This is a genomic window from Ferrovibrio sp. (assembly GCF_002796975.1).
Lineage (GTDB): Bacteria > Pseudomonadota > Alphaproteobacteria > Ferrovibrionales > Ferrovibrionaceae > Ferrovibrio.
In genome coordinates, this window is record NZ_PEKV01000005.1 from 643,098 (window position 1) to 667,626 (window position 24,529).

Genomic DNA, 24,529 nt, shown 5'->3' on the forward strand with positions numbered 1-24,529 from the left:
GCCTGGACTGGATGGGTTATTCGGCCGGTTCGGCTTCGGCCTGTTTCGCCTTCATGGCGTTGACGACATTCTGCGCGGTCTTCTCGACATGCTCGCGCAACCGTTCGGCGGCCAGCACCGGATCGCGCGACAACACGGCGTCCATCAGCCGCTTGTGTTCATTGCTCTTGTTCTTCGGCCCCTTGCGGTACACCGCCGAAAGACGGCGATAGCGTTCGGCCTGGTCAAACAGGTTGGCGACCATGTTGATCAGGCGTTTGGAACGACCGCCTGACATAATCGCCATATGGAAGTCGCGATGGCGCTGGCTCCATTCCTCATTCAGCGCCGCTTGTTCCTCGAAGATGCGCTTTTCCTCGCGTTCGAGGCGATAGAAGGCCGCCACCACGCCGGCTTCCCAGTCGTCGCCGCCATCGGCAATCGAGGCTTCGACCGCCTGGCGTTCCAACACGATGCGCAGGTTCACGATATCAGCAAGGTCATCGAGTGAGATCGGCGCGACGCGGAAACCACGATTGCCCTCCGACGTCACCAGCCCTTCGGCGGTCAGACGATTGAGCGCCTCCCGCAGCGGACTGCTGGAAATCGCATGCTGTTTCTGCAGCACGTCGATCTTCAGCTTGTCGCCGGGCAGCAGCTCGCCGCGCACGATGGCCTTGCGCAGCACGCCATAAGCCTTTGCCACCAGGGTGGTTTCGGCTTCGGGGCGGTCTGTGCCGGCGGTGACTGGCTGGTCCATGCCTGAAGATTCTTTATGCATTCTTCTGGACATTATGCACAAAACTCCCCTTAATGCAAATACTAGAGGTTCACCTCAGCCTGACTGAATAGCAGGCGGAGGCGGAAATTCGCAGAAAAAGTCTAGGGAGAAGAAAGAAATGCGTGGACTCGTTGCACTGGCCGGGCTCAGCCTCGGTGTCTCCATTGCCGCCGCCGCTCCGCTGGCGGTCGCCCAGGAATTCCCGTCCCGCCCGATCACCCTGATCCACGGCTTTGCCGCCGGCGGCACCGCAGATGCCATCTCGCGTATCCTGGCCCAGCCGATGGGTGAGATCCTGAAGCAGCCGATCGTCGTGGAGCAGCGTCCTGGTGCTGGCGGCAACAACGCGTCGCGCGCGGTCGCCACTGCGGCGCCGGACGGCTACACCATCGGGCTTCCTACCGGCGGCCACGCCGTTTCGGCCGGTCTGTACAAGAGCCTGCCTTTCCATCCGGTCGACAGCTTCGAGATGGTCTCGACGATCGTCTACTACGCCTTCGCCGTGGCGGCGAAGCCGGATTTCCCCGCCAACGACATGAAGGGGCTGATCGCCTATGCCAAGGCCAATCCGGGCAAGCTGGATTACGGCTCGGCCGGCGTCGGCTCGACGCATCATCTCACTGGCGAACTGCTCGCCTCGGTGGCCGGCATTCAGTGGAACCATGTGCCCTATCGCGGCGAGGCGGCCGCCTTTACCGGCCTGCTGAGCGGCGATCTGCCGATCATCATCGCCACCGCCGTGACGGTGGCGCCGCAGCTCAAGGCTGGCAAGCTCAAGGCACTGGCGGTCAGCTCACCGACGCGGTTCCGCGATATGCCGAATGTGCCGACGATTGCCGAAAGCGCGCTGCCGGGCTTCGATGTCCGCACCTGGGCCGGTATCTTTGCGCCGAAGGGCACGCCGGCGCCGGTCGTCGCCAAGCTGAATGCCGCGATCCAGCAGTCGATTGCGCGGCCGGAAGTCAAAGCCCGCCTGGAGGAAGTAGTCGGCGGCGAGGTGCAGGGCAGCACGCCGGAAGCCATGAAGAAGATGGTGGCTTCGGAAGCCGCGCGCTGGACCGATGTGATCAAGAAGGCGAATATTCCGCAGCAGGAATGAGTCACGCGTGAAGACTGTCGTCATTCATAAGACCGGCGGGCCCGAGGTTCTCGAGCCCGCCGAAAGTTCCACGCCTTCGCCGGGTAAAGGTGAAGTGCTGGTCCAGGCCGAAGCCGTCGGCGTCGGCTGGCCCGATGTCCTGATCCGCACCGGCAAATACAAATGGATGCCGCCGCTGCCCACCAGTCCGGGCAGCGATCTGAGCGGGCGCATCGCCGCAGTGGGTGAGGGCGTCACGCAGCTGACAGTCGGGCAGAAGGTGCTGGTCACTGCCCGCGAACTGGCGCAGCGTGGCGGCTGCTACACCGAGTATCTGGTGGTACCGGAGGCGGCGCCATTTCCGTTGCCCGACAGCGTTGACCTAGATCGGGCTGCCTGCCTGCCGAATTACCAGGTGGCCTGGGCCATGCTGCGCGACGTGCTGCAGGCGCGTAAGCTGAAGAGCATCTTCATCGCCGGTGCGGCCGGCGGCGTCGGTTCGGCCGCCGTGCAGATTGCGCGGCATCTCGATCTGACCGTAATCGGCAGCGTCAGTTCAGCCGACAAGGATCGCTTTGCCAGAGAGCAGGGCGCCGACCATGTGATCGACTACAAGCGCGAGGCAGTGCTTGATCGCGTGCTGGCGCTGACCGACGGCCGCGGCGTGGATCTGGTGCTCGACCATGTCGGCGGTGCCGGGCTGTTCGATGCGCTGAAGATGCTGGCGCCCTGGGGCACGCTGGTGTCTTTCAATGCCATTGCCGGCAATCCGCCCAGCGACATCTTTGCCGAGATGCGCAACCTGCTCACCAAAAGCCTCACCCTGCGCTGCTTCTCAATGCACACGCTGGATGCCGATCCTGCCCTGCGTCGCCAGATCATGGGCGAGGTCATCGACATGCTCGACAAGGGAGCTATACGCCCTGTTGTTTCGGTCAAGCTGCCATTGGTGGAAGCTGCCGAGGCGCATCGCATCATCGAGCGCGGTGAGTCGCTCGGCAAGATTCTTCTGGTTCCGTAAGCGTAGAGGCAAGCATGGTCACGCCCATCATTCGCATCAAGGACATTGCCTGGATCAGGCTGCGTTCACCTGACCTCGACAAGGCCGAGGAGTATCTCACCACTTTCGGTCTGGTGCGCGCCGAACGCAGCGGCGACAGGCTGTATATGCGCGGCACCGATCCGTCGCATCATATCCATATCACCGAGAAGGGCGATCCGGCGGTGCTGCGCATCGGCTTCTGGGCCAATTCGCTGGACGACCTGCACAAGCTGTCGAACGAAGGCGAGGGCGCGTCGGCTGTCGAAGATATCGACGAGCCCGGCGGCGGCAAGCGTGTGCGGATCAAAGAGCATAACGGCATGGAGCTGGAAGTGGTGTGGGGCGTCGAAAACGCCGCGCCGCTGCCGGCCGATGCCAATGTATTCAATTTCGGCAACAACAAGCTGGCGCGACCGGGCAAGCTGCTGCGCGTCGATCACCGCCCATCTCTGGTCAAGCGTATCGGCCATGTGGTGATCAGCACGCCGGAGATCGAGAAATCGGTCGCCTGGGCGCAGCACCATCTCGGCATCGTCGCCTCCGATGAAGTGCATATGGAAGACGATCCGAACACGCTGTTGGCCAGCTTCAACCGCGTCGACGCCGGTCCGGACTATGTCGATCACCATGTGATGATGTTCGGCCGCCATGCCAATTCGGGCATGAACCATGTGTCCTTCGAGGTGCAGGATTTCGACGACCTTGCCACCGGGCACGATACGCTGATGCAGAAGTATCCAGACCTGCATCTCTGGGGTCTGGGCCGCCATACGCTGGGCGCGCAAGTGTTTGACTACTGGATGGATCCCTGGGGCCGCGTGCACGAGCATTGGACCGATACCGATGTGCTGAACAACAGCCACGAATACCGGAAGCATCCGAAGAGCACTGGTCTGCATTCGCAATGGGGCCCGCAGGCGCCACAGGCTTTTCGCGATGCAGCAAGCCGGTAGCGTATAAACTTTACGTAGGCTTGCGGTCAGTTTCTGGATGGTGCCTTGCATCCATCACGCAGCCGTGTGCAGAAACGGACTCGCCCACAGCAGGAATCTGCACTACCCCTGACATTCCATAAAAATTGTCAGGAGGAATCTCGTGCAGAATTCCACTATTCATATCGGCGCTGCGGTCAGCGCAGCTTTGCTGTTTGCCGCTGCACCTGCCTATGCACAGGGCGTGAAGATCGGCGTACTCAACGATCAGTCTGGCGTCTATGCCGACTACGGCGGCAAGTGGTCGGTCGAGGCCGCCAAAATGGCGATCGAGGATTTCGGCGGCAGCGTGCTGGGCGGCAAGATCGAACTGGTTTCGGCCGATCACCAGAACAAGCCCGATCTCGGTTCGTCGATTGCGCGCCAGTGGTATGACACCGACGGCGTCGACATGATCACCGAACTCACCACTTCTTCGGTGGCGCTGGCGGTGCATGAACTGTCCAAGACCAAGGGCAAGATCGATATCGTCGTGGGCGCCGCCACGTCGCGCATCACCGGCGACTCCTGCCATGCGCACGGCTTCCACTGGGCCTACGATACCCGTGCGCTCGCGGTCGGCACCGGCGGCGCGTTGACCAAGGCCGGCGGCGACAGCTGGTTCTTCCTCACCGCCGACTATGCCTTCGGCTACCAGTTGGAAGAAGACACCTCGAAGATCGTCACGGCATCTGGTGGCAAGGTGCTGGGCGCAGTGAAGCACCCGCTCAATGCCACCGACTTCGCCTCCTTCCTGCTGCAGGCGCAGTCATCGAAAGCCAAGGTGGTCGGTCTGGCCAATGCCGGCAACGACACCATCAACTCGATCAAGCAGGCCGCCGAATTCGGTATCACCGCCGGTGGCCAGAAGCTGGCCGGCCTGCTCACCACCCTGGCGGAAGTGCATGGCCTCGGCCTGCAGGCCGGCCAGGGCCTGGTGGTGACGGAAGGTTACTACTGGGACAACGACGACAGGTCGCGTGAATTCGGCGAGCGTTTCATGAAGCGCACCGGCCGCATGCCGAACATGATCCAGGCCGGCACCTATTCGGCAACGCTGTCGTATCTCAAGGCGGTGAAGGCCGCCAACAGTAAGGATGCCGATGCGGTGGCCAGGAAGCTGAAGGAACTGCCGGTCGACGATTTCTTCGGCCAGGGCGGCAAGGTGCTGGCCAACGGTCGAATGGTGCATGACATGTATCTCTTCGAGGTGAAGAAGCCCTCGGAGAGCAAGCGCCCGTTCGACTATTACAAGAAGCTCGCCACCATTCCGGGCGAGCAGGCCTTCTTCAAGCTGGAAGACAGCGGCTGCAAGCTCTGATCCAGACTGCATGATCAAGCGCGGCCGGCGAGGGGTAACTTCGCCGGCCGTATTTTTTCCCGGTCTTCCGCCACAGGAGCGGAAAAGAGGGGAACAGGAAGCCGGACTAAGCCGTTACACCGGGCACGCCATTCCTATTTTGCCCGGATACCCAAGTGACCCTGCCCCAAGCCCTGTCTTTCGGCCTGATCGCCGTCATCGTCGCGCTGTTCGTCTGGAACCGCTTCCGTTTCGATCTGGTCGCCCTGTTCGGCCTGCTGGCCGCGCTGGCGCTTGGCGTGGTGCCAGCCGAGAAGGCCTTTTCCGGTTTCAGCGACCAGGTGGTGGTGCTGGTCGCCTCCGCGCTGGTGATCAGCGCTGGCGTTGGCCAGTCCACCCTGATCGGCCGGCTGGTGCGCAAATGCGAACCTTATCTCACCACCATTACACTGCAGGTCGCCGCGCTCGCCTTCGCCACCACGGTGATGTCGGCCTTCATGAAGAATATCGGCGCGCTGGCCATCCTGCTGCCGGTCGCTATCCAGATCGCGCGGCGCAGCAACACCTCGGTCTCATATCTGTTGATGCCGATGGCTTTCGGCTCGCTGATCGGCGGTGTCGTCACCCTGATTGGCACCTCGCCGAATATCCTGGTCTCGCGCGTGCGCCAGGAACTGACCGGTGAGCCCTTTGCGATGTTTGACTTCGCACCGGTCGGCATCGGCATCGCGGTGGCCGGGCTGCTGTTTCTGGTGGTCGGCTGGCGTCTGTTGCCGTCAAATCGAACACCACCGTCATCGGCTGAACAGGCCTTCGAGACCGATCCCTACCTGACCGAAGTGCGGGTCGGCGAGAAATCGACGCTGGTCGAAAAAACCGTCGGCGATCTGGAAGCACTCGGCGAGGGCGATGTCGAGGTGGTGGCGATCATCCGCGAGAAGCATCGCCGCTACACGCCGGCCTGGCACTGGCAGCTTTCCGCCGGCGACATTCTGGTGGTGCGCGCAGAGGCGCTGGCTTTGCGTAAGCTGATCGACGAGGCCAAGCTCGATCTGCGTGCCACAGATCCCGATCAGGATGCCCGCACGCCGAAAGAGATGGAGGAAAATGACACGCGCGGCGAACCGCCGAAGGATATGGCGGTGATCGAAGCCGTGGTGACCGGCGAATCCTCATTGATCGGAGCCTCAGCGCGATCCCTGCGCCTGCGCGAGCATCAGGGGCTTAGCCTGTTGGCAATCAGCCGTTCGGGCCAGCCGCTCAGCCGGCGCCTGAGCCAGATACGCTTCCAGACCGGCGACGTGCTGGTGCTGCAGGGGCCGAGCGAGACGCTGGCGGACTCGCTGCGCAATCTGGCCTGTCTGCCGCTGCTGGATCGCGCCATCGGCCTGGGCCGCAGGCGGCAGGAATATCTGCCGATTGCGCTGCTGGCGCTGGCGATGCTGCTGGTGGCGTTCAAGGTGGTACCGGTCACCACCGCATTCTTCGGCGCTGCCGTGCTGATGGTCGTCTTCCGTGTGCTATCGCTGAAGGAGGCTTACGAAGCGGTCGATGTCCCGATCATTGTACTCATGGCCTGCCTGATCCCGATCAGCGATTCGATCAGCAGCACCGGAGGTGCGGAGCTGATCGCTGGCATTCTGGCGGTGGCGGCGGATGCACTGCCGCCCACGGGCGCGCTGGCGATGATGATGGGGGCTGCCATGCTGCTGACGCCATTCCTCAACAATGCCGCCACCGTGCTGATCATGGGGCCGATCGGCGCCAGTCTGGCGCAGAAGCTTGGTCTCCAGCCAGATCCCTTCCTGATGGCGGTGGCGCTGGGCGCGGCCTGCGATTTCCTCACCCCCATCGGGCATCAGTGCAACACGCTGGTGATGGGGCCGGGCGGCTATCGCTTCGGGGACTATTCGCGGCTCGGCCTGCCATTGTCGGGGCTGGTCCTGATCGTCGGTACCCTGCTCATTCCGGTCTTCTGGCCGTTGCACTGACCCCCCAACCGCCAACTGTCCCCGCTTAACCGATTGGCAGCCCGCGATCCCGGCTATATCCTTGGTTTTGTTTCGGGTTTCAGGAGGCTGTCATGGCTGAAGCACAGACTGATCAGAGCGGTACCCGGCTGGCCGAGCGGCCGCAGCCGGAGAATCCGCATCGCTGGCGCTTCTTCCGTGCCGGCGGCTTCGACCAGTTGCGTATAGAAAACGGCGAGGACCTCAAGCATCTCTCGGGTCTCGACCAGAAGCTCTGGCTGGCGCTGAGCTGCCCGGTCAAGGGCATCGATTTCGACCGCCGCACGCTGGAACTGATCGACGCCGACAAGGACGGCCGCATCCGTGCGCTGGAGCTGCTGAATGCCGTGCACTGGGCCTGCCACATGGTGCGCGATGCCAATGTGCTGTTCGCCGGCCACAGCGAACTGCCGCTGCATGCCATCGACGACAGCCACGAAGATGGCGCGCGCGTCGTCGCGTCGGCGCGGCGCATCCTGACCAATATCGGCAAGGCTGAAGCCAGCGTGATCAGCCCGGCGGAAGCAGCCGATGTCGGACGCATCTTTGGCAAGACGCAGTTTAACGGCGATGGCGTGGTGCCGCCCTCCGCTGCCGGCGACGATGCCGACACCGCTCAGGTGATGAAAGACATCATGAAACTGTTCGGCGAGCAGCCGGACCGCGGTGGCGAAACCGGCATCGGCAAGGAAGAGGCCGATGCCTTCTTCGCTGCACTGGATGCCTATCTGGCCTGGTGGGACGAGGCCCTGGCCAAGCCGGAAATCCTGCCGCTGGGCGAGGGTACGCTGCCGGCAGTGGAAGCCGTGCAGAAGCTGTCGGCAAAGCTGGATGATTATTTCTTCCGTTGCCGACTCGCGGCCTACGATCCTGTCGCCGGCACGGCACTGAATGCCGATGACAAGGATTTCGCCGCTATTGCCGACAACGACCTGTCGGTCGGTGCAGCAGCAGTCGCCGCGTTTCCGCTGGCGCGGATCGAAGCCGAGCGACCGCTGCCGTTAGGCCAGGGTGTCAATCCGGCCTGGGCCGCCGACGTGGCGCGGCTGCGCGATGCCGCCGTTGCCCCGCTGCTGGAGGGTGAGCGCGGCACGCTCAGCGAAGCCGAATGGCGTGACCTGCAGGCGCGTCTGGCGCCGGCGATGGACTGGCTGAAGCGCAAGACCGGCATGCTGGTGGAACCGCTCGGCGTTTCCCGCCTGCGCGCCATCAGGCAGGGCGGCGCGCAGCAGAAGATTGTCGCGCTGATCGAGCGGGATGCCGCGCTGGCGCCGGAATTCGAGGCGATTGCGTCGGTGGAAACGCTGGCCCTCTATGTGCGCGATCTGGTGCCGCTGCTCAACAACTTTGTTGCCTTCAAGGATTTCTACACCCGGCGCGGCAAGGCGATCTTCCAGGTCGGCACGCTGTTCATCGATGGCCGCTCCTGCGATCTCTGTATCGCCGTCGACGATCCGGCCAAGCATGCGACACTGGCCGCGCTCAGCCGCATCTACCTGCTGTATTGCGACTGCACGCGGCGCGGCATGGATGGCAAGCCGACCAACGAAAAGATGACGATTGCTGCCGCTGTCACGGCTGGCGACGCCGACCAGTTGATGGTGGGGCGCAACGGGGTGTTCTACGATCGCAGCGGCCATGACTGGGATGCCGTGGTGACCCGGATCGTCAGCCACCCGATTTCGATCCGTGAGGCCTTCTGGCTGCCGTTCAAGAAGGTCGGCAAATTCGTCGGCGAGCAGGTCGAGAAATTCGCCGCGGCACGCTCCAAGGCCAACGAGCAGCAGATGACCACCCAACTGCTGCAGACCGGCACGCAGGCGATTGCCGGCCAGCCAGCCCCAGCACCGGCGCAGGCCGCTCCGCCACCGGCTTTCGATGCCGGCAAATTCGCCGGTATCTTCGCCGCCATTGGCCTCGCAATCGGTGCCATCGGCACGGCGCTGGCCTCGGTGGTGACGGGCTTCCTCAATCTGGCCTGGTGGCAGATTCCGCTGGCCGTTATCGGCGTAGTGCTGCTGATCTCGGGTCCGTCGATGATCATCGCGGCGATGAAGCTGCGGCAGCGCAACCTGGGCCCGCTGCTGGATGCCAATGGCTGGGCGGTGAATGCCCGTGCGCTGATCAACATTCCCTTCGGCGGCAGCCTGACTCAGCTGGCCAAGTTGCCGCCCGGCTCTGAGCGGGCACTGACCGACCCCTATGCCGAGAAGCGTCAGCCCTGGGGCCTGTATCTGTTCCTCGGCATACTGGCTGGAGTCGCACTGGCCGGCTGGCGCTATGGCTGGTGGGCCCGGTTATTCGGTTAACCATTACCGAGTCTGAAGCAAGACTCTTGGCTGTCCGGACGTTAAAATGCGCCCAGAGACAGGCCTATGACCCTTAACCCGCGCTTCTTCAGCCCCATCGGCACGCTGCGGCACGCCGACCGACTGGGCTTCCTGACCCAGGATGTCCGCGCCGCCGGCACGGTGCTGGGATTCTTCGGTGCGGCAGCTGCATTGGGCGCGCGGCCGGATGAACTTGCACTGCTGGTGTGCCGCCGACACGGCCCGAACGACCTGCATCGCCAGATCGTGCTGGTCTTCCACAAGGATCCGAATTTCGCCGACAACCTTGGCCGCATCTACAAGGCGCATAACCGGCCGCTCGGTTTCGAGGCGCAGCGGCGCTGGTGCGCCATCCCCGAGCCTTCCTTCCTGCCAGACGAAACCTTTGCGCTGCTGGCGGCGCGTTTTCCGACCCTGTTGCTGATAGAGGAACTGCCCGATGGCCGCAGCGAGATCGCGGTCTATGCCTCGGCTGGTTTCAAGGAACACCCGAAGCTGAAGCTGGCGCCGCTCGGTCAGCCGCGTCCGGCCGCAAAGGTCACGCCCCTGCCGCGTCGTGCGCCTGTGCCGCAAACGGCGCTGCGCTCCTCGCTACGTCCTGTCGCCCCGGAGATGACGCGACCGGCACCGGTCGTGCCGTTGCGACCGCGCAGGCTGAAAAGCACGGTTGCCCTGAATGAAGCGGTGGAACGTCAGGTGGTGAACGAGTTTCGCCGTCTGATCCAGGCGGTCTCGCACTACAGCTGATCAGTCGCCCAGGTTAGTCGCTGAGGGGCCCCGTACACATATAGGCGCCATCCTGGTAGACCAGCGGCGCCACATCGGCACGACAGGTCGCGTGGGTCACGCGCCCGATGCAGACCGAGTGGCTGCCATAGGCATGCAGCGCCTCGATCTCGCAAAAGATGTTGGCCTGGGCATCGGCGAGATAGGGCACGCCTTCGGCATTGCTCTGCCAGTCACCCTCGGTGAAGCGGATTTCGCCATCCAGACCGCCGGCAAACACTTCCGACAGACGCTGCTGGCTGCAATGCAGCAGGTTGATGCACAGCCGCCGGCCGAGGCCGAGCTGGGCATGCAGCGCGGCGGACCGGTTCACGCAGGCCAGCACGGCCGGCGGATCGGCCGACACCGAGGTCACCGCCGTGGCGGTCATGCCAAGCCGAGTGCCATTCTCGGCGGTGGTCGAGATCACCGTGACAGTGGCGGCGAGCCGCCGCATGGCGGCCTTGAAGGCGGTGTTGAGTTCGGTGGTCATGCCCAGGATCTAGTTCAGGAGACGCGCTGCTTCAATTCCGCCGCCACGCTTTCCGCCAAGCTGTGCCAGTCGCCGGTTTGCGGCTGACGCAGCAGGCGCGCGGTCGGATACCATGGTGTGGTCTCGCCGTTGCGGGTCCAGTACCAGTGCGGCGAGATGCCGTGATGCAGCAGGATCAGCGTCGGCTTGCCCAGTGCGGCCGCCATATGCGCGGTGGTATTGCTGGTCGAGACCACGACATCCACCGCCGCCACCTGGGCTGCGAAAGAGTCCAGGTCCTTCATCTGGTCGATGGCCGGATCGGCGATCACCTCGACGCCATGCGCCTGCTTCACAGCGGCGCGGTCAGCCGCACGGTTACCGTATTGCAGGTCGACGAAACGCAGGCCGGGCAGAGTGAGGAAAGGCGCAAAATCGGTCAGCAGAGCGGATTTCGGTGCGCCCAGCCTGGGGCTGGCGCTATGCCAGGCGATACCGACCAATGGTTGACTGCTGCCGCCCTGATACTGCGCACGCAAAGCAGCAGCGCGGTCGAGATCGGCACGGATCGGCAGCGCGCCGGTGCAATCGGCCGGTGAGTTGCGGAAGACGCGGGCGACGTCGAACAGGGTCGCCTGCATCGCCAAATCCGGCGCGTTGAAGCGCGGATGCGGCGGGTTGGTGCGGCCGTGCATCTCGATGCCGGGGAAACTGCGTTCGAGGATCGGGATCATGCGCGGATCGCATTCGATCACAGGGGTTATGCCACGCGCCAGTAACTCAGGGAGAACACTCCATAGCACCAGCGACTCACCGACGCCCTGTTCGGTGAACAGCAACAGGTTTTGTCCTGGCGCCAGCGCCTCGCCCGTCCAGAACGGCAACGTGAATGGACGCTTGTCGGCATTGGTTTCGGCCAGACTCCAGCGCGCCTCGAAATGCGGCCAGGCCTCGCGGTAGCGGCCATCCACCATCAGTGCCACGGCGTAGCGGTTATGCGCTTCGCCATAGCCGGGACGCTCGTGCCAGCTGCGCTTGTACCACTGCATGGCGCCATCCAGGTCGTTGTTGGCGCGGGCAATATCACCCAACAGCAGATGCGTTTCGGCGGCACCGCCATCGACCGGCTTGATGCGGGCCGTCAGACTGGCCTTGTAGGCGGCTTCGGCGCCTTGGAAATCGCCCAGCGCCGAGAGCGCCATGCCCAGATTGCGCTGGGCCATGCCGATTTCGGGATTGAGCTTCACGGCTTTCTTCAGCACCTCGACGGCGCCGGTATTATCTTTGGTGTCGAGCAGGGCTGCACCGAGATTGTTCAGCGCATCGACGAAGTCTGGCTTCAGCTTCAGGGCCGTGCGGTATTCGGCAATCGCTTCATCGCTGCGGTTCAACTGACGCAGCAGGTTGCCGCGGTTGCTGTGCGCCTCGGCGTAATTCGGATTGAGCCGGATCGCTTCGTCCTGGCTGAGCATCGCCACGTCGGTCAGGCCTTGCAGCCGCAGCAATTCGCCGAGATTGTTATGATAGAGCGGCTGGCCCGGATTAAGCGTAATCGCCATGCGCAGCAGGCTTATCGCCTCGTCGCTGCGGCCCGCGGCATGGACCTGCAGGGCCTGGTCGTTGAAGCGGTTGGCCTCGCGCTGCACCTCCGGGGCCGGCACCGGCATGGCGGGGGCTTGCGCGGCCCCTGCCGGCTGTTTTCCAGCCACTTTTTCCTGTGCCCGCCGCTGCTTCCGATTCACGCCCTGATCCCCTGATTCGATCCAATATTAACCATTGCCTGAAAACCCCTTAAGACCCGGTTTAACCAGCTTGACTTCCTTGGTTCGGAAATCATCTTGCAATCCATACCAATCTGGTCTTATTTACCCGCCGACAAATCAGACCATATCGGTCTGATTTGCAATTGCGAAGGATTTGCAACATGTTGCGCCTGAGCCGCCTGGCCGATTACGGCGTCATGGTCATGGCCCATGCCGCCGCGGAACCCACCGGCGTCCATAACGCGGCCGACGCTGCCCAAGCCACCGGCCTGCCGGGTCCGACTGTGGCCAAGATCATGGCCAAGCTGGCCAAGAGCGGTCTGCTGGCCTCACAGCGCGGCGCCCACGGTGGTTATCGTCTGGCAGCCGCGCCGGAGGAGATCACGATCGCCGCGATTATTACGGCGCTGGATGGTCCGATCGCGTTGACCCAATGCTCCGATCACCACCAGCCCAGCGCCTGCGACCGCGAGAATCTTTGCGTGTCGCGCCGTGGCATCAACCGCATCAACACCGCCATCCGGAGCGCGCTGGAAGGCGTGACCTTGGCTGAGTTGGCGCGTCCTGCCTACGATTTCTTCGACCCCCTGCCGCCGCGTGCGGCTGCGCCGCTGCCCAACGCTTAAAGAGTACGGAGCCAAGCCCCATGGCTGCCAATGCACAAACCATCGAAACCGTCGAAGGCCTGGCCGGCGAATACAAATACGGCTTCGTCACCGACATCGAATCCGAGCTGTTGCCCAAGGGCCTGAGCGAAGACACCGTCCGCTTCATCTCGGCCAAAAAAGGCGAGCCGCAGTGGATGCTGGACTGGCGCCTGCGCGCCTATAAGGCCTGGCTGCGCATGGCCAAGGAAAAGGGCGAGCCGGGCTGGGCCAAGGTCAGCTATCCGGAAATCGACTTCCAGGACATCCATTACTATTCTGCGCCCAAGAAGAAGACGCTGAAGAGCCTCGACGAGGTCGATCCCGAACTGCTGGCGACCTACGAGAAGCTCGGCATCCCGCTGAAGGAGCGCGAGATTCTCGCTGGCGTCGCGGTCGATGCCGTGTTCGACAGCGTTTCGGTCGCGACCACTTTCAAGGGCAAGCTGAAGGATCTCGGCATCATCTTCTGCTCGATGTCGGAAGCGGTGCGCGAGCATCCCGAGCTGGTGCAGAAGTATCTCGGCTCGGTCGTGCCGGTGACCGATAATTTCTACGCTACGCTCAATTCGGCGGTCTTCTCCGACGGCTCTTTCGTCTACGTGCCGCCGGGCGTGCGCTGCCCAATGGAACTCAGCACTTATTTCCGCATCAACGAGGCCAAGACCGGCCAGTTCGAGCGCACGCTGATTGTCGTCGACAAGGGCGCCTACGTCTCCTACCTCGAAGGCTGCACCGCGCCGATGCGCGACGAGAACCAGCTGCACGCCGCTGTGGTCGAATTGGTGGCGATGGAAGATGCCGAAATCCGCTACGCCACGGTGCAGAACTGGTATCCGGGCGACAAGAACGGCAAGGGCGGCATCTACAATTTCGTCACCAAGCGCGGCGCCTGCCGCGGTGCGCGGTCGAAGATCAGCTGGACACAGGTGGAAACCGGCTCGGCGATCACCTGGAAATATCCCAGCGTGATTCTGCAGGGCGACGACAGCGTGGGCGAGTTCTACTCGGTCGCGGTGGCCAACAATGCGCAGCAGGCCGATACCGGCACCAAGATGATCCATATGGGCAAGAATTCGAAGTCCACGATCATCTCGAAGGGCATTTCAGCCGGCAAGGCGCAGAATACCTATCGCGGTCTGGTGCGTGTGATGCCCGGCGCTGCCGGCGCGCGCAACTATTCGCAGTGCGACAGCCTGCTCATTGGCGACCGCTGCGGCGGCCATACCGTGCCCTATATCGAGGTGAAGAACCGCTCGGCAAAGGTCGAGCATGAAGCCACCACCTCGCGCATTTCCGACGACCAGCTGTTCTATTGCCGCCAGCGCGGCCTGTCCGAGGAGGATGCGGTGTCGACGATTGTCAACGGTTTCTGCAAGGAAGTGTTGCAGAAGCTGCCGATGGAATTCGCCGTCGAAGCCCAGAAGCTGCTGGGTGTGAGCCTCGAAGGCTCGGTCGGCTAAGAGACCAGTTCAAGGATTGCCCCATGCTTGAGATCAAGAACCTGCACGCCACTGTCGACGGTAAGGACATTCTCCGCGGCATCGACCTGACCATAAAGGCCGGCGAAATCCATGCCATCATGGGGCCGAACGGCTCCGGCAAGTCGACGCTGTCCTATGTGCTGGCCGGCCGCGATGGTTACAACGTCACGCAGGGCGATATCCTCTTCAACGGCCAGAGCCTGCTGAACCTGGAGCCGGAAGAACGCGCGCGTGAAGGCATCTTTCTCGCCTTCCAGTATCCGGTCGAAATTCCCGGCGTCGCCAATGCCACTTTCCTGCGTTCGGCGGTGAATGCCGTGCGCAAGCACAGAGGCCTGGCCGATATGGATGCCATGACCTTCCTCAAGACCGCCAAGGCCAAGATGAAGCAGTTGCAGATGGACGAGAAATTCCTGCAGCGCGCCGTCAATCAGGGCTTCTCGGGCGGCGAGAAAAAACGCAACGAAGTGTTCCAGATGGCAATGCTGGAACCGGCGCTGGCGATCCTGGACGAGACTGACTCGGGCCTGGATATCGATGCACTGAAGATCGTGGCCGAAGGCGTGAATGCGCTGCGCAGTCCCGAACGTTCGGCCATGGTGATCACGCATTACCAGCGCCTGCTCGACTATATCGTGCCCGATGTCGTGCATGTGCTGTCCAAGGGCCGCATCATCAAGACCGGCGGCAAGGAACTGGCGCTCGAACTCGAGGCCAAGGGCTATGCCGATATCGTCGCGGATGCAGCGTAAAGGCGTATGAATCATGTCCGCCTTGCCCTTCACTGAATATCTGGCCGGCGCCTATGAAGCCGCTGCCGGCAGCCTGCCCGGCGCCAGGGATGCTGCCGTGGCGACACGCCGCAAGGCCGCCATCGAGGCCTTCCGCAGGCACGGTTTGCCGAACCACAAGCTGGAAAGCTGGAAATTCACCGGCCTGAATGCACTGGAGCGCCAGCAATGGGTGCTGCCCGCCAATGATGGCGGCGTGGATGCGGTGCGTCTCACGGCTGCCACGCTGACCATCGACAGCCATCGATTGGTGTTTGTGAATGGCCGTTTCGATGCGGCGGCCTCGAAGATTGGCGCGCTGCCCAAGGGTGCCACGCTGGCGCCGCTGAGTGCTGCGGGCGATGCGTTGAAGGATGCGCTGGCGTCCGCTGGCGATGACCGCACCGTTTCTCTCAGCGAGTTGAATGCCGCGCTGGCCAGCGACGGTGTCGTGCTGCTGCTCGACGATGGCGTGCAACTCGACAAGCCGGTCGAGATCGTCAGCTTTGGCGTGCCGGCGCTGGTCAACCTGCGCCACCTGATCCGTCTCGGAGCGAAAGCCACCGCCACCGTGCTGGAAAGCTACCGCGATGGCGGCAGCAGTACGTCGGCTGGGTGGACGAATGTCTACGCTCATGTCGCCATCGGCACGGGCGCCAAGCTCACGCACATTCGCCTGCAGGCCGAACACGATGCGGCCTATCATGCGGCGCTAGGCCGCGTGTCGATTGGCGCCGGTGCGCGCTATGCCCATGCTTCGGTGCAGGCTGGTGCCGCGTTGGCGCGGCACGAACTGCATGTCGAGTTTGCCGGCGGCGATGCCGAGGTCGATGTTCGGGGTCTGGTACTGGCGCGCGGCGCGGCGCATCTCGACCATACCCTGTTCCTGCATCATGCCGTGCCCGACTGCCGCAGCAACCAGCTGTTCAAGCATGTGGTCGACGATCATGGCCATGCGGTATTCCAGGGCGGTATCCGGGTGGCGCCGCAGGCGCAGAAGACCGATGCGCAGCAGCTGAGCCGCACCCTGCTGCTGGCCGACCGGGCGCAGATCGACACCAAGCCGGAACTGGAAATCCTGGCCGACGATGTGAAATGCAGCCATGGCGCATCCATTGGCGACGTCGATGCGCAGCAGATGTTCTACATGCAGGCGCGCGGCATCCCGGCGGCGGAAGCGCGCCGCCTGCTGCTCAGCGGCTTTGCCTACGAGATCGTGACCGCCGTGCCGGAAGGTGCGCTGCGTGATTACGTCGAGGCCTTTGTCGAAGGCTGGCTGGCCAAGAATAGCGAAAAGGGAGGTGCTGCATGAGCGCGCTCCCGAAGCAGTCGGTCCCGGTCTTCGATGTCGAGCGCATCCGCGCCGATTTCCCGATCCTGTCTGAAAAAATCCATGGCAAGCCGCTGGTCTTCCTCGACAGCGGTGCCAGTGCGCAGAAGCCGCGTCAGGTGATCGAGGCGATGACGCGCATGTACGAGCGTACTTATGCCAATGTGCATCGCGGCATTTACCAGCTGAGCCAGCTGGCGACCGATGAATATGAGAAAGCGCGTGAGAAAGTCGCGCATTTCATCGGTGTGCAAGACACCCGCGAGATCGTGTTCACCCGCAACGCCACCGAGGCTGTCAATCTGGTCGCTCATAGCTGGGGCTGGCAGAATCTGAAGGCCGGCGATGAGGTGCTGATCACGCATCTGGAGCATCACGCCAATATCGTGCCCTGGCAGATTCTGGGCGAACGCTATGGCGTGAAGCTGAAGGTCGCGCCGATCAGCGACAGCGGCGAACTGGTCTGGGACGAGTTCGTTGGAATGATCGGGCCGCGCACCAAGCTGGTTGCGGTTGCGCATGTCTCCAACACGCTGGGCACCATTCTTCCTGTTAAAGAGATGATCCACGTTGCCCATGAAAAAGGCGCCAAGGTGCTGATCGACGGCAGCCAGGCCGTGCAGCATATGCAGGTCGACGTGAAGGCGCTGGATGCCGATTTCTATGTCTTCACCGGCCACAAGCTCTATGGTCCGACCGGTATTGGCGTGCTTTACGCCAGGGCCGAGCTTCTGGAAGCCATGCCCCCCTGGCAGGGCGGCGGCGACATGATCCTGTCGGTCAGCTTTGAGAAGACCGAATACAACGACATCCCGCACCGTTTCGAGGCTGGCACGCCGGCTTTCGTCGAGGCCGTGGGGCTGGGTGCCGCTATCGACTATGTGAACTCGATCGGCCTGGAGGCGATTGCCGCCCATGAGGCCGATCTGACGGCCTATGCCACCGAGAAGCTGTCGGCGGTCAACTCGCTGCGCCTGATCGGCACGGCCGCACACAAGGCCGGCGTGATGTCTTTTGTGCTGGAGGGCATTCACCCGCACGATATCGGCACTATCCTTGACCGCGAGGGTATCGCGGTCCGGGTCGGCCAGCATTGCGCCCATCCCCTGATGGAGCGGATGGGGGTTCAGGCCACCGTGCGGGCCAGTTTCGGGATGTACAATACGCGGGCCGAAATCGACGCGCTGTGCGCCGGCCTGAAGCGTGTGAGGGAGATTTTTGGCTGATGTCGGCGCCTGAGGAAATTGGTCTGAACACCCCCGCGGGCGGCGCTGCCGGCCATGAGGAACTGCGCGATCAGGTGATCGAGACGATCAAGACCGTCTTCGACCCCGAAATTCCGGTTAACATTTACGAATTGGGCCTTATATACAAGGTCGAGGTAAACGAGGCGCGGGATGTCCAGATCGACATGACCCTGACCTCGCCGAACTGCCCGGCCGCCCAGTCGATGCCTGCCGAGGTGGAGCAGAAGACCCGCTCCATCGCCGGGGTCGGCGAGGTGACCATCGATGTCGTATGGGATCCGCCGTGGGGCCCGGAGCATATGTCCGAGGCGGCCCGGCTTGAACTGGGTGTGATGTAAGGAACGAATGGCCATGACTGCCGTCGCGAAATTCAAACCTGTCACGCTGACCGATGCGGCAGCCGAGCGGGTCCGCACGCTGATCGCGCAGTCGGACAAGCCGGTGATCGGCCTGCGTATCGCGATCAAGACCAAGGGCTGCTCGGGCTTCTCCTACGACATCCAGTATGCCACCGAGAAGGAGAAGTTCGACGAGGTGGTGGAAGACAAGGGCGTCACGGTTCTGATCGAACCGAAGGCGCAGATGTATATCTTCGGTACCGAGATCGACTGGGAAGAGGACAAGCTGCAGTCCGGCTTTGTCTTCCGCAACCCCAACGAAAAAGGCCGCTGCGGCTGCGGCGAAAGCTTCCACGTCTGATTACTTGAGACCGTCCCTGCGGCGATAGATCGTGTAGCGGTCGAGGTCGAGCGTGCGGTCGTAATCCTCGAACCGCTTGGCAAACAGTGGATTGCGCGAGAAGTAATCGAGGTAGTTAAACGCCTCGCCTTGGCAGCGTGGAATGCCGGCCACGTTGTCTACAATCAGCAGCGACGGTTTTTTCTTGTAGAAATCCTCCGCCACGCTGCGGAAGACGAATTCCTCGGCCCGGCTCATCGCCTCGGGCGGACTATACAGCGGTGCCAGCTCCTCGCAGTCGGAATAGGCACCCTGCAGCAGCCACATGCTCTCGAACCGCATGGTCATTTTCATGTTGAGGTAATTCAGCATGGGGAAATGCGGATAGATGCCGGGCGACAAGACGAGGATCTTGTTGTTACGCGCCTCCTGTTTCACCACATGCATGAGCCGTTGCAGTTCGGAGCCGCGATAATCGAGCTGTTTGAAGAACGGCCGGCTGTGCAGGCCTTCCTGATAGAAGATCAGCAGCATCAGGGCGGCGGCAAACAGCTTGGCTGGCCGGGTATCGCTGCGTTTGGGCCAGACGACATGGTCCATCACATGCGAGATGATGACGCCGGCAAGCAGCAGGGTCAGCGCCTGGGCTGGCAGAGCATGATAGGGCCAGCCCTTGCCCTGCGCATAGCCCGACAGCAGCCCGCCGATGCCGGCCAGGAAGATCACCCGGGCCATATGCGAGCGTACTGCCAGGAAGGCAGCGATGCCGAGCAGCGGCAGGATGAAGGTCGGCGGGCCGAGGTTGGCACTTAGCGCCAGGTCGATCATGCTCCACTGGCCGACTTCGCTGTAGAAGGCGCGCGCCAGCGGAAGAGCAATAGTGAAATACTCCGGCGTGACGATGATGGCGAAGAGGGCATGGGCGACGCAGACGGCGAAGACCGACCAAGGAGCCGGATCGGCCAAGTTGCGCCGCAGGGTAATCTGGCTGACGATATAGAGTTCGATGAACAGCGGTATGCCTAAGAAATACGGCTTCATGGCAAAGCCGACGCCAGCCATCAGGCCAGTGGCGATCTTCAGGCGGTTGGAGAGGTTTTCTCCATCCGCCCGTCCGCTGGCCACCAGCAGATAAGGCATGGCCAGCACCAGCATCATGTGTTCGCGCTGGCTGAACATGCCATTCGGATAGACGATCAGCAGAAACAGCAGCAGCAGCGGCAGCAGCGCATCGGCGGTGGCATGGGCGGGATCGAGGCTGGCCGCCAGCACCTTACGGCAAGTGATGAAGGACGCGGCGATCCCTAGGCCCAGCAGGCCGACCAGCGCAGTCGTGCCCTGCATCCCGGTCAGCTTGGCGATCAGCTCGGGGAGCAGATGGACGACGAAGACCAGCGGCGTGTTCATGTCGATGGCATCGACATAGAGTCGCGCGCCGTTCAGCCAGTTTTTCGAGATATAGAGCAGGACGGCGGTATCGTGGTTGATCGGCGGGAAGAAGTAGCCGATGAGCCACAATGCGCATACGGCAAGAACCAGGCCGTGCAGCAGGCGCGGCCAGTCCCAGCCGCGACGGAGCGCGGCGTCCTGGGGATTATGGCTGGTGTTCGTGGCGGGGTCGGACATTGGGACTGGCTTAACCTAGGTCGTCTTGGTAAATCATTCACTTACATAGAAATCAAATGGAAAACCGGTAACGGCGAATGGAACGGGTGGAATACCACCGGATGGCGGTGCTCGAAGCGACCATGTGGTGGTATCGCGCCCTGCATGCGCATCTGCTGGGCCGGCTTGCCCTGCCGCCCGGGGCACGCCTCCTGGATGCCGGCTGCGGCACCGGCGGGCTGCTGGCCCGTTTGGCTGCCCTGCGGCCCGATCTCGATCTGCAGGGGCTGGAATACGACGCCGAGGCGGCTGCGCTGGCTCGCGCGAAGCTACCGCCTAGCCGCGACCCGGACAAGCTGCAGGTCGGCAGCGTCAATACCATGCCCTACGGATCCGGCCAGTTCGATGCCATCGTCAGCGCCGACGTATTGTGCCATGCCGCCGTGGACGAGACGGCGGCGCTGACGGAGTTCCATCGCTGTCTCCGGCCGGGGGGCATCCTGCTGCTCAACCTGCCGGCCTATCAGTGGATGGCGTCGGCGCATGATGTCCATGTCCACAACAAGCGGCGCTATACGTTCCGGCTGGCGCGCAATCGCGTAGCGGCTGCCGGCTTTATGGCCATCACAGGTGGCTATTGGAACAGCCTGCTGTTTCCGTTAATGCTGCTGCATCGGTTGGCCGCCGGCAAATCCGGGGGCGAGGGCAGCGACGTCAAACCCTTCCCCGCCTGGCAGGATCGCCTGTTCTATACTGTCACGGCGGTCGAGCGGCAGCTTGCCGATATCGGTTTGCGGCTGCCGTTCGGTGGTTCGGTCTGGATCGAGGCGAAGAAACCATGAAGCAGGACACAGTCATGCAAAGCGGCGTTACCAGCGAATCTGGCATTGCTGCCACCCCCGCCTTTGCACTGTCCATCGTCGTGCCGGTCTACAACGGCGCCACCAGCGTGCCGACACTGGTCGAGGCGCTGGCGAAGCTGGAGGTGCCCGGCGGGCATGAGATCGTGCTGGTCAATGATTGCAGCCCTGACAATTCGCTCGATGTCTGCCGTGAACTGTGCAGGCAGAATTCGGTCGCGCTGACCGTGGTCAACCTGGCACGCAATTTCGGCGAACATAACGCCGTGATGGCAGGCCTGAGCCAGGCGCGCGGCGAATACATCATCAACATGGACGACGATCTGCAGAATCCGCCCGAGGAGGTCCTGCGACTCTGGCGCTACGCGAAGGATAACGCTTACGACGTTGTCTACACCTACTATGCCGACAAGCAGCATGCCGCCTGGCGCAACCTCGGCAGCCGTTTCACAAACTGGTGCGCCGACCAGCTGCTCGACAAGCCGAAGGGGCTCTATCTCTCCAGCTTCCGCTGCATGAGCGCTTTCGTCGCCCGCAATATCCTCGAGCATACCGGGCCGTTCCCTTATGTGGACGGCCTGATCATGCAGGTGACGCAGAAGATCGGTCGGCTGCAGGTGCAGCACCTGCCGCGCGCGGAAGGACGCAGCAACTACACGATCCGCCGCCTGGTGCGGCTGTTCATGTCGATGTTCCTGAATTTCTCGGTAATGCCGCTGCGTATCGGCACGCTGGTCGGCTTCGTGATGGCAGGTCTCGGTCTGCTAGTTTTCCTGGTCATCTTGATCGAAGCACTGGGCGGCCGCACGCCGCAGGGCTATGCCTCGGTGATGGCGGCAATTCTGCTACTCGCAGGCGTGCAGCTGATCATGCTCGGGCTGGTCGGCGAATATCTCGGCCGGCTGTTCCTCACCGTGAACAAGAAACCGCAATTCATTGTGCGCGACGTGCAGCGCAATGAGCGCGCCAACAAGGGAAGCATCCAGCCATGACCTTGTATTATNNAGTGGCGAAACGCTGCTGCAACAATTCCTCGCGCCGCAGTCGATCATCGGCTTGGCGCTCTATTTCGCTGCGGCGCTTTGCTACATGTATGCTTTGCGTAAAATTCCGATCTCGGTGGCCTTCCCGAGCGTGTCGCTGTCCTACGTGCTGGTGGCGCTGCTCGGCTTCTGGCTCTATGGCGAGCCGATCACCATGTCCAAGCTGGCCGGCATCGCGCTGGTCTGCTGCGGCGTCTTCCTGATCGCGCGAACCGCGTAATCACCAGACGGCTTTCACCGCGGCAATGACCGTATCGACATCGCTGTCGGGCAGTTGCGGGAAAAGCGGCAGGCTGAGCACGCTTTTCGCTGCTCGTTCGGTATTCGGCAAGCCACCGGTCCCCAGGGCAATCTTGCCCTGATAGGCCGGCTGCAGATGCACCGGCACCGGATAATGGATCAGCGTGCCAATGCCTTTTTCCTTCAGCTTTGTCTGCAGTTCATCGCGGCGCGCGCCGGCATCGACGACATAGAGATGATAGACGGGTGCCGCACCCGCGCGGATCTTCGGCAAAACGAGACCGTTCAGGCCGGCGAGGCCAGCGCTGTAGCGCGCAGCAATCGCCTGGCGGCGTGCGGTATCTGCAGGCAATGCCGTGAGCTTCACCCGAAGGATCGCCGCTTGCAGCGGATCGAGCCGGCTGTTCATGCCGGCAATGGCGCTGATATAGCGCTCGCGCCAGCCGTATTCCCGCAGGGCACGGAGCATTTCGGCCACAACATCGTCGTCGGTGGTGACGATGCCGCCGTCGCCTATGGCGCCGAGATTCTTGGTCGGATAGAGGCTATAGGCTGCTGCCTTGCCCCAGCGGCCGACCATCCTGCCGTTCAGCACGGCGCCGTGCGCCTGGGCGTTGTCTTCCAGCAGGATCAAATTGTAACGTTCGGCAATCGCGGCGATTTCCGTCATCGCCGCCGGCTGGCCGTAGAGATGCACAGGGATGACGGCCTTCGGCTTCGGCGCGCCGGACGGCCAGGCCTTCAGCGTGGCTCCCAGCGCCTGCGCCGACATGGTCCAGTGCTCGTCGGTATCCACCAGCACCGCGGTTGCTCCCGCCAGCTCGATAGCGGCGACAGTCGCCACCGCGGTATGCGACACGGTAACCACGGCATCGCCCGAACCGATGCCGAGGCTGCGCAGCGCCAGGATCAGCGCATCGGTGCCGCTGGCGCAGGCCACCGCATGTTTCGCGCCGGTATAGGCGGCGAATTCCTTCTCGAAAGCGGCCACTTCCTCGCCCTGGATGTACCAGCCGTTTTCCAGCACGCGTTTGATCGCGGCATCGATGGCGTCGCGCTGGGCGAGATAGGCCGCCTTTGGATTGGTCTGAGGAATCATCTTAGGGCTCTCACAGGTAATGCGCGGCATTGCCGCGGTAGAATTCAAGAGTCTGCTTCAGGCCATCGGCCAGGGATGTCTTCGGCACCCAGCCGGTAGCGGCACGGAAAGCGGCATCGTCGGCGATGTAGTCGCCGATGTCGATCTTCTTGCGTTCGGCCGGGAATTCCTTGCGATCGAAACCGCCGCTGCCGCCCACCTTGATCAGCAGTTCGGCCAGTTCGAGCAGCGACATCGGCGGGCAGCCGCCGATATTGTAGATTTGCCCGATTGTGCTGTCGGTCTCGGCGGCCAGCAACACGGCATCGATCAGGTCGTCGACATAGGTGAAGTCGCGCTTCTGCTCGCCGCTCCAGACCTCGAAGCGGGTATTCTCGAGCACATGGCGGATCCAGATTCCCAGGAAGGTCTGCTTGGCGTCGCGGATGCGCATACGGGGGCCGAATACGTTGGTCAATCGTAAGGCGGTCGTGCGCATGCCATGCACGCGGGCATAGAGCATGTGGTAGGATTCGGCGGCATATTTGTGGATGCCGTTGATATCGGGCGCCGCGATCGGATGCTTTTCATCGACCGGCAGGTAGTGTGGCGGACCATAGAATTGCCGGGTCGAACTGAAGATCAAGCGGGCCTGCGGATTGATACGGCGGATCAGTTCCAGGAACCGCAGATTGGCCTCTTGGTTCAGCCGCAGATCCTCGAGCGGCTGCTTCATCGAATCCATATGCGACGTCTGGCCGGCGAAATTGAAGATCACCGCAGCCTTGCCGATGGCTTCGAAGATCGCCGTCTCGGCGCCGATATCGGCCTCGATCAGCTCGGTCAGGCCCAGGCCCGACAGATTGAACGGGTTGGCGCCATATTGCGCCAGCATGCGGTCGATCACAGTGACCTCCGCCCCTGCTTCAAGCAGGCGACGCACCAGATTCGAGCCGATAAATCCCATACCGCCGGTGACAATCACCGGTTTGCCGCGCCACGACATCAAGTCACCCAGTTGTGTTGGCAATGCCAGACGATTGCCTCGGATTATGCCTGA

At 62.7% G+C, this 24,529-nt stretch carries 23 protein-coding genes; 17 read left to right on the forward strand and 6 right to left on the reverse strand.

The genetic code is table 11. The features are described 5' to 3' along the window. Nucleotides 1-16: 16 nt before the first annotated feature. Nucleotides 17-739, reverse strand: a complete 723-nt coding sequence (locus CTR53_RS08010) for a GntR family transcriptional regulator (RefSeq protein WP_290811020.1) — start codon at nucleotides 737-739, stop codon at nucleotides 17-19. A 139-nt stretch (nucleotides 740-878) separates the two neighbouring features. Between CTR53_RS08010 and CTR53_RS08015 the strand changes: the two genes are divergently transcribed. The 7 genes from CTR53_RS08015 (at nucleotide 879) to CTR53_RS08045 (ending at nucleotide 10,237) form a co-directional block, all read left to right on the forward strand. Next, nucleotides 879-1,859, forward strand: a complete 981-nt coding sequence (locus tag CTR53_RS08015) for a tripartite tricarboxylate transporter substrate binding protein (RefSeq protein ID WP_290811023.1) — start codon at nucleotides 879-881, stop codon at nucleotides 1,857-1,859. A gap of 7 nt (nucleotides 1,860-1,866) precedes the next feature. Next, the gene (locus CTR53_RS08020) at nucleotides 1,867-2,859 is read left to right on the forward strand and encodes a zinc-dependent alcohol dehydrogenase family protein (RefSeq protein WP_290811026.1); all 993 of its coding nucleotides are present in this window, start codon (nucleotides 1,867-1,869) and stop codon (nucleotides 2,857-2,859) included. Between the two features lie 14 nt (nucleotides 2,860-2,873). After that, nucleotides 2,874-3,833 carry a hypothetical protein gene (locus tag CTR53_RS08025; RefSeq protein WP_290811029.1) on the forward strand — a complete coding sequence of 320 codons (960 nt, stop codon included), beginning with the start codon at nucleotides 2,874-2,876 and terminating at the stop codon, nucleotides 3,831-3,833. Between the two features lie 142 nt (nucleotides 3,834-3,975). Next, nucleotides 3,976-5,172, forward strand: a complete 1,197-nt coding sequence (locus CTR53_RS08030) for an ABC transporter substrate-binding protein (protein ID WP_290811032.1) — start codon at nucleotides 3,976-3,978, stop codon at nucleotides 5,170-5,172. 155 nt (nucleotides 5,173-5,327) lie between these two features. Then, on the forward strand, nucleotides 5,328-7,142 hold the full coding sequence (locus tag CTR53_RS08035) for an SLC13 family permease (protein ID WP_290811035.1): 1,815 nt from the start codon (nucleotides 5,328-5,330) through the stop codon (nucleotides 7,140-7,142). A gap of 92 nt (nucleotides 7,143-7,234) precedes the next feature. Next, entirely contained in the window at nucleotides 7,235-9,469 is a 2,235-nt protein-coding gene (locus CTR53_RS08040; RefSeq protein WP_290811038.1) for a hypothetical protein, read from the forward strand. Nucleotides 9,470-9,535: 66 nt separating this feature from the next. Next, entirely contained in the window at nucleotides 9,536-10,237 is a 702-nt protein-coding gene (locus CTR53_RS08045) for a hypothetical protein (RefSeq protein ID WP_290811041.1), read from the forward strand. A gap of 13 nt (nucleotides 10,238-10,250) precedes the next feature. Here CTR53_RS08045 and CTR53_RS08050 read toward each other — a convergent pair whose 3' ends face one another. Together CTR53_RS08050 and CTR53_RS08055 are read right to left on the reverse strand one after the other, a co-directional pair. After that, nucleotides 10,251-10,748, reverse strand: coding sequence for a flavin reductase family protein (locus CTR53_RS08050; protein WP_290811044.1), 498 nt, complete (start codon nucleotides 10,746-10,748; stop codon nucleotides 10,251-10,253). Between the two features lie 14 nt (nucleotides 10,749-10,762). After that, nucleotides 10,763-12,394, reverse strand: a complete 1,632-nt coding sequence (locus tag CTR53_RS08055; RefSeq protein ID WP_290811047.1) for a tetratricopeptide repeat protein — start codon at nucleotides 12,392-12,394, stop codon at nucleotides 10,763-10,765. Between the two features lie 257 nt (nucleotides 12,395-12,651). Here CTR53_RS08055 and CTR53_RS08060 point away from each other — a divergent pair, with 257 nt between their 5' ends. Genes CTR53_RS08060 through CTR53_RS08090 form a run of 7 tightly spaced genes read left to right on the forward strand, consistent with a single transcriptional unit; the run spans nucleotide 12,652 to nucleotide 18,664 of the window. After that, nucleotides 12,652-13,116, forward strand: coding sequence for an SUF system Fe-S cluster assembly regulator (locus tag CTR53_RS08060; protein WP_290811049.1), 465 nt, complete (start codon nucleotides 12,652-12,654; stop codon nucleotides 13,114-13,116). 20 nt (nucleotides 13,117-13,136) lie between these two features. Then, the gene (gene sufB, locus CTR53_RS08065) at nucleotides 13,137-14,597 is read left to right on the forward strand and encodes a Fe-S cluster assembly protein SufB (RefSeq protein ID WP_290811052.1); all 1,461 of its coding nucleotides are present in this window, start codon (nucleotides 13,137-13,139) and stop codon (nucleotides 14,595-14,597) included. Nucleotides 14,598-14,620: 23 nt separating this feature from the next. After that, nucleotides 14,621-15,370, forward strand: a complete 750-nt coding sequence (gene sufC / locus CTR53_RS08070; protein ID WP_290811055.1) for a Fe-S cluster assembly ATPase SufC — start codon at nucleotides 14,621-14,623, stop codon at nucleotides 15,368-15,370. 13 nt (nucleotides 15,371-15,383) lie between these two features. Further along, the gene (sufD, locus tag CTR53_RS08075) at nucleotides 15,384-16,700 is read left to right on the forward strand and encodes a Fe-S cluster assembly protein SufD (protein WP_290811058.1); all 1,317 of its coding nucleotides are present in this window, start codon (nucleotides 15,384-15,386) and stop codon (nucleotides 16,698-16,700) included. After that, nucleotides 16,697-17,944 (forward strand): cysteine desulfurase, encoded by a 1,248-nt coding sequence (locus tag CTR53_RS08080; protein ID WP_290811063.1) that lies wholly within the window; start codon nucleotides 16,697-16,699, stop codon nucleotides 17,942-17,944. The genes sufD and CTR53_RS08080 overlap by 4 nt, the downstream gene beginning before the upstream one ends. After that, the gene (locus tag CTR53_RS08085) at nucleotides 17,944-18,303 is read left to right on the forward strand and encodes an SUF system Fe-S cluster assembly protein (protein WP_290811066.1); all 360 of its coding nucleotides are present in this window, start codon (nucleotides 17,944-17,946) and stop codon (nucleotides 18,301-18,303) included. Before CTR53_RS08080 ends, CTR53_RS08085 begins: the two co-directional genes overlap by 1 nt. Nucleotides 18,304-18,310: 7 nt before the next feature. Next, complete coding sequence (locus tag CTR53_RS08090) at nucleotides 18,311-18,664, forward strand: iron-sulfur cluster assembly accessory protein (RefSeq protein WP_290811067.1); 354 nt, start codon at nucleotides 18,311-18,313, stop codon at nucleotides 18,662-18,664. On the opposite strand, the gene CTR53_RS08095 is transcribed toward CTR53_RS08090, so the two are convergent. Further along, nucleotides 18,665-20,269 (reverse strand): hypothetical protein, encoded by a 1,605-nt coding sequence (locus CTR53_RS08095; RefSeq protein WP_290811070.1) that lies wholly within the window; start codon nucleotides 20,267-20,269, stop codon nucleotides 18,665-18,667. It abuts the gene before it with no gap. A gap of 101 nt (nucleotides 20,270-20,370) precedes the next feature. Here CTR53_RS08095 and CTR53_RS08100 point away from each other — a divergent pair, with 101 nt between their 5' ends. The 3 genes from CTR53_RS08100 to CTR53_RS08110 are packed head-to-tail and all read left to right on the forward strand — an operon-like array spanning nucleotide 20,371 to nucleotide 22,371. Then, nucleotides 20,371-21,090, forward strand: coding sequence for a class I SAM-dependent methyltransferase (locus tag CTR53_RS08100; RefSeq protein WP_290811073.1), 720 nt, complete (start codon nucleotides 20,371-20,373; stop codon nucleotides 21,088-21,090). Next, a complete protein-coding gene (locus tag CTR53_RS08105) occupies nucleotides 21,087-22,100 on the forward strand; it encodes a glycosyltransferase family 2 protein (protein WP_290811076.1) in 1,014 nt (337 codons plus the stop codon). The genes CTR53_RS08100 and CTR53_RS08105 overlap by 4 nt, the downstream gene beginning before the upstream one ends. Next, on the forward strand, nucleotides 22,066-22,371 hold the full coding sequence (locus tag CTR53_RS08110; protein WP_290811079.1) for an EamA family transporter: 306 nt from the start codon (nucleotides 22,066-22,068) through the stop codon (nucleotides 22,369-22,371). The genes CTR53_RS08105 and CTR53_RS08110 overlap by 35 nt, the downstream gene beginning before the upstream one ends. On the opposite strand, the gene CTR53_RS08115 is transcribed toward CTR53_RS08110, so the two are convergent. Further along, a complete protein-coding gene (locus CTR53_RS08115) occupies nucleotides 22,372-23,490 on the reverse strand; it encodes a DegT/DnrJ/EryC1/StrS aminotransferase family protein (protein ID WP_290811082.1) in 1,119 nt (372 codons plus the stop codon). Between the two features lie 10 nt (nucleotides 23,491-23,500). Further along, the gene (locus CTR53_RS08120; RefSeq protein ID WP_290811085.1) at nucleotides 23,501-24,475 is read right to left on the reverse strand and encodes an NAD(P)-dependent oxidoreductase; all 975 of its coding nucleotides are present in this window, start codon (nucleotides 24,473-24,475) and stop codon (nucleotides 23,501-23,503) included. Nucleotides 24,476-24,529 lie beyond the last annotated feature (54 nt).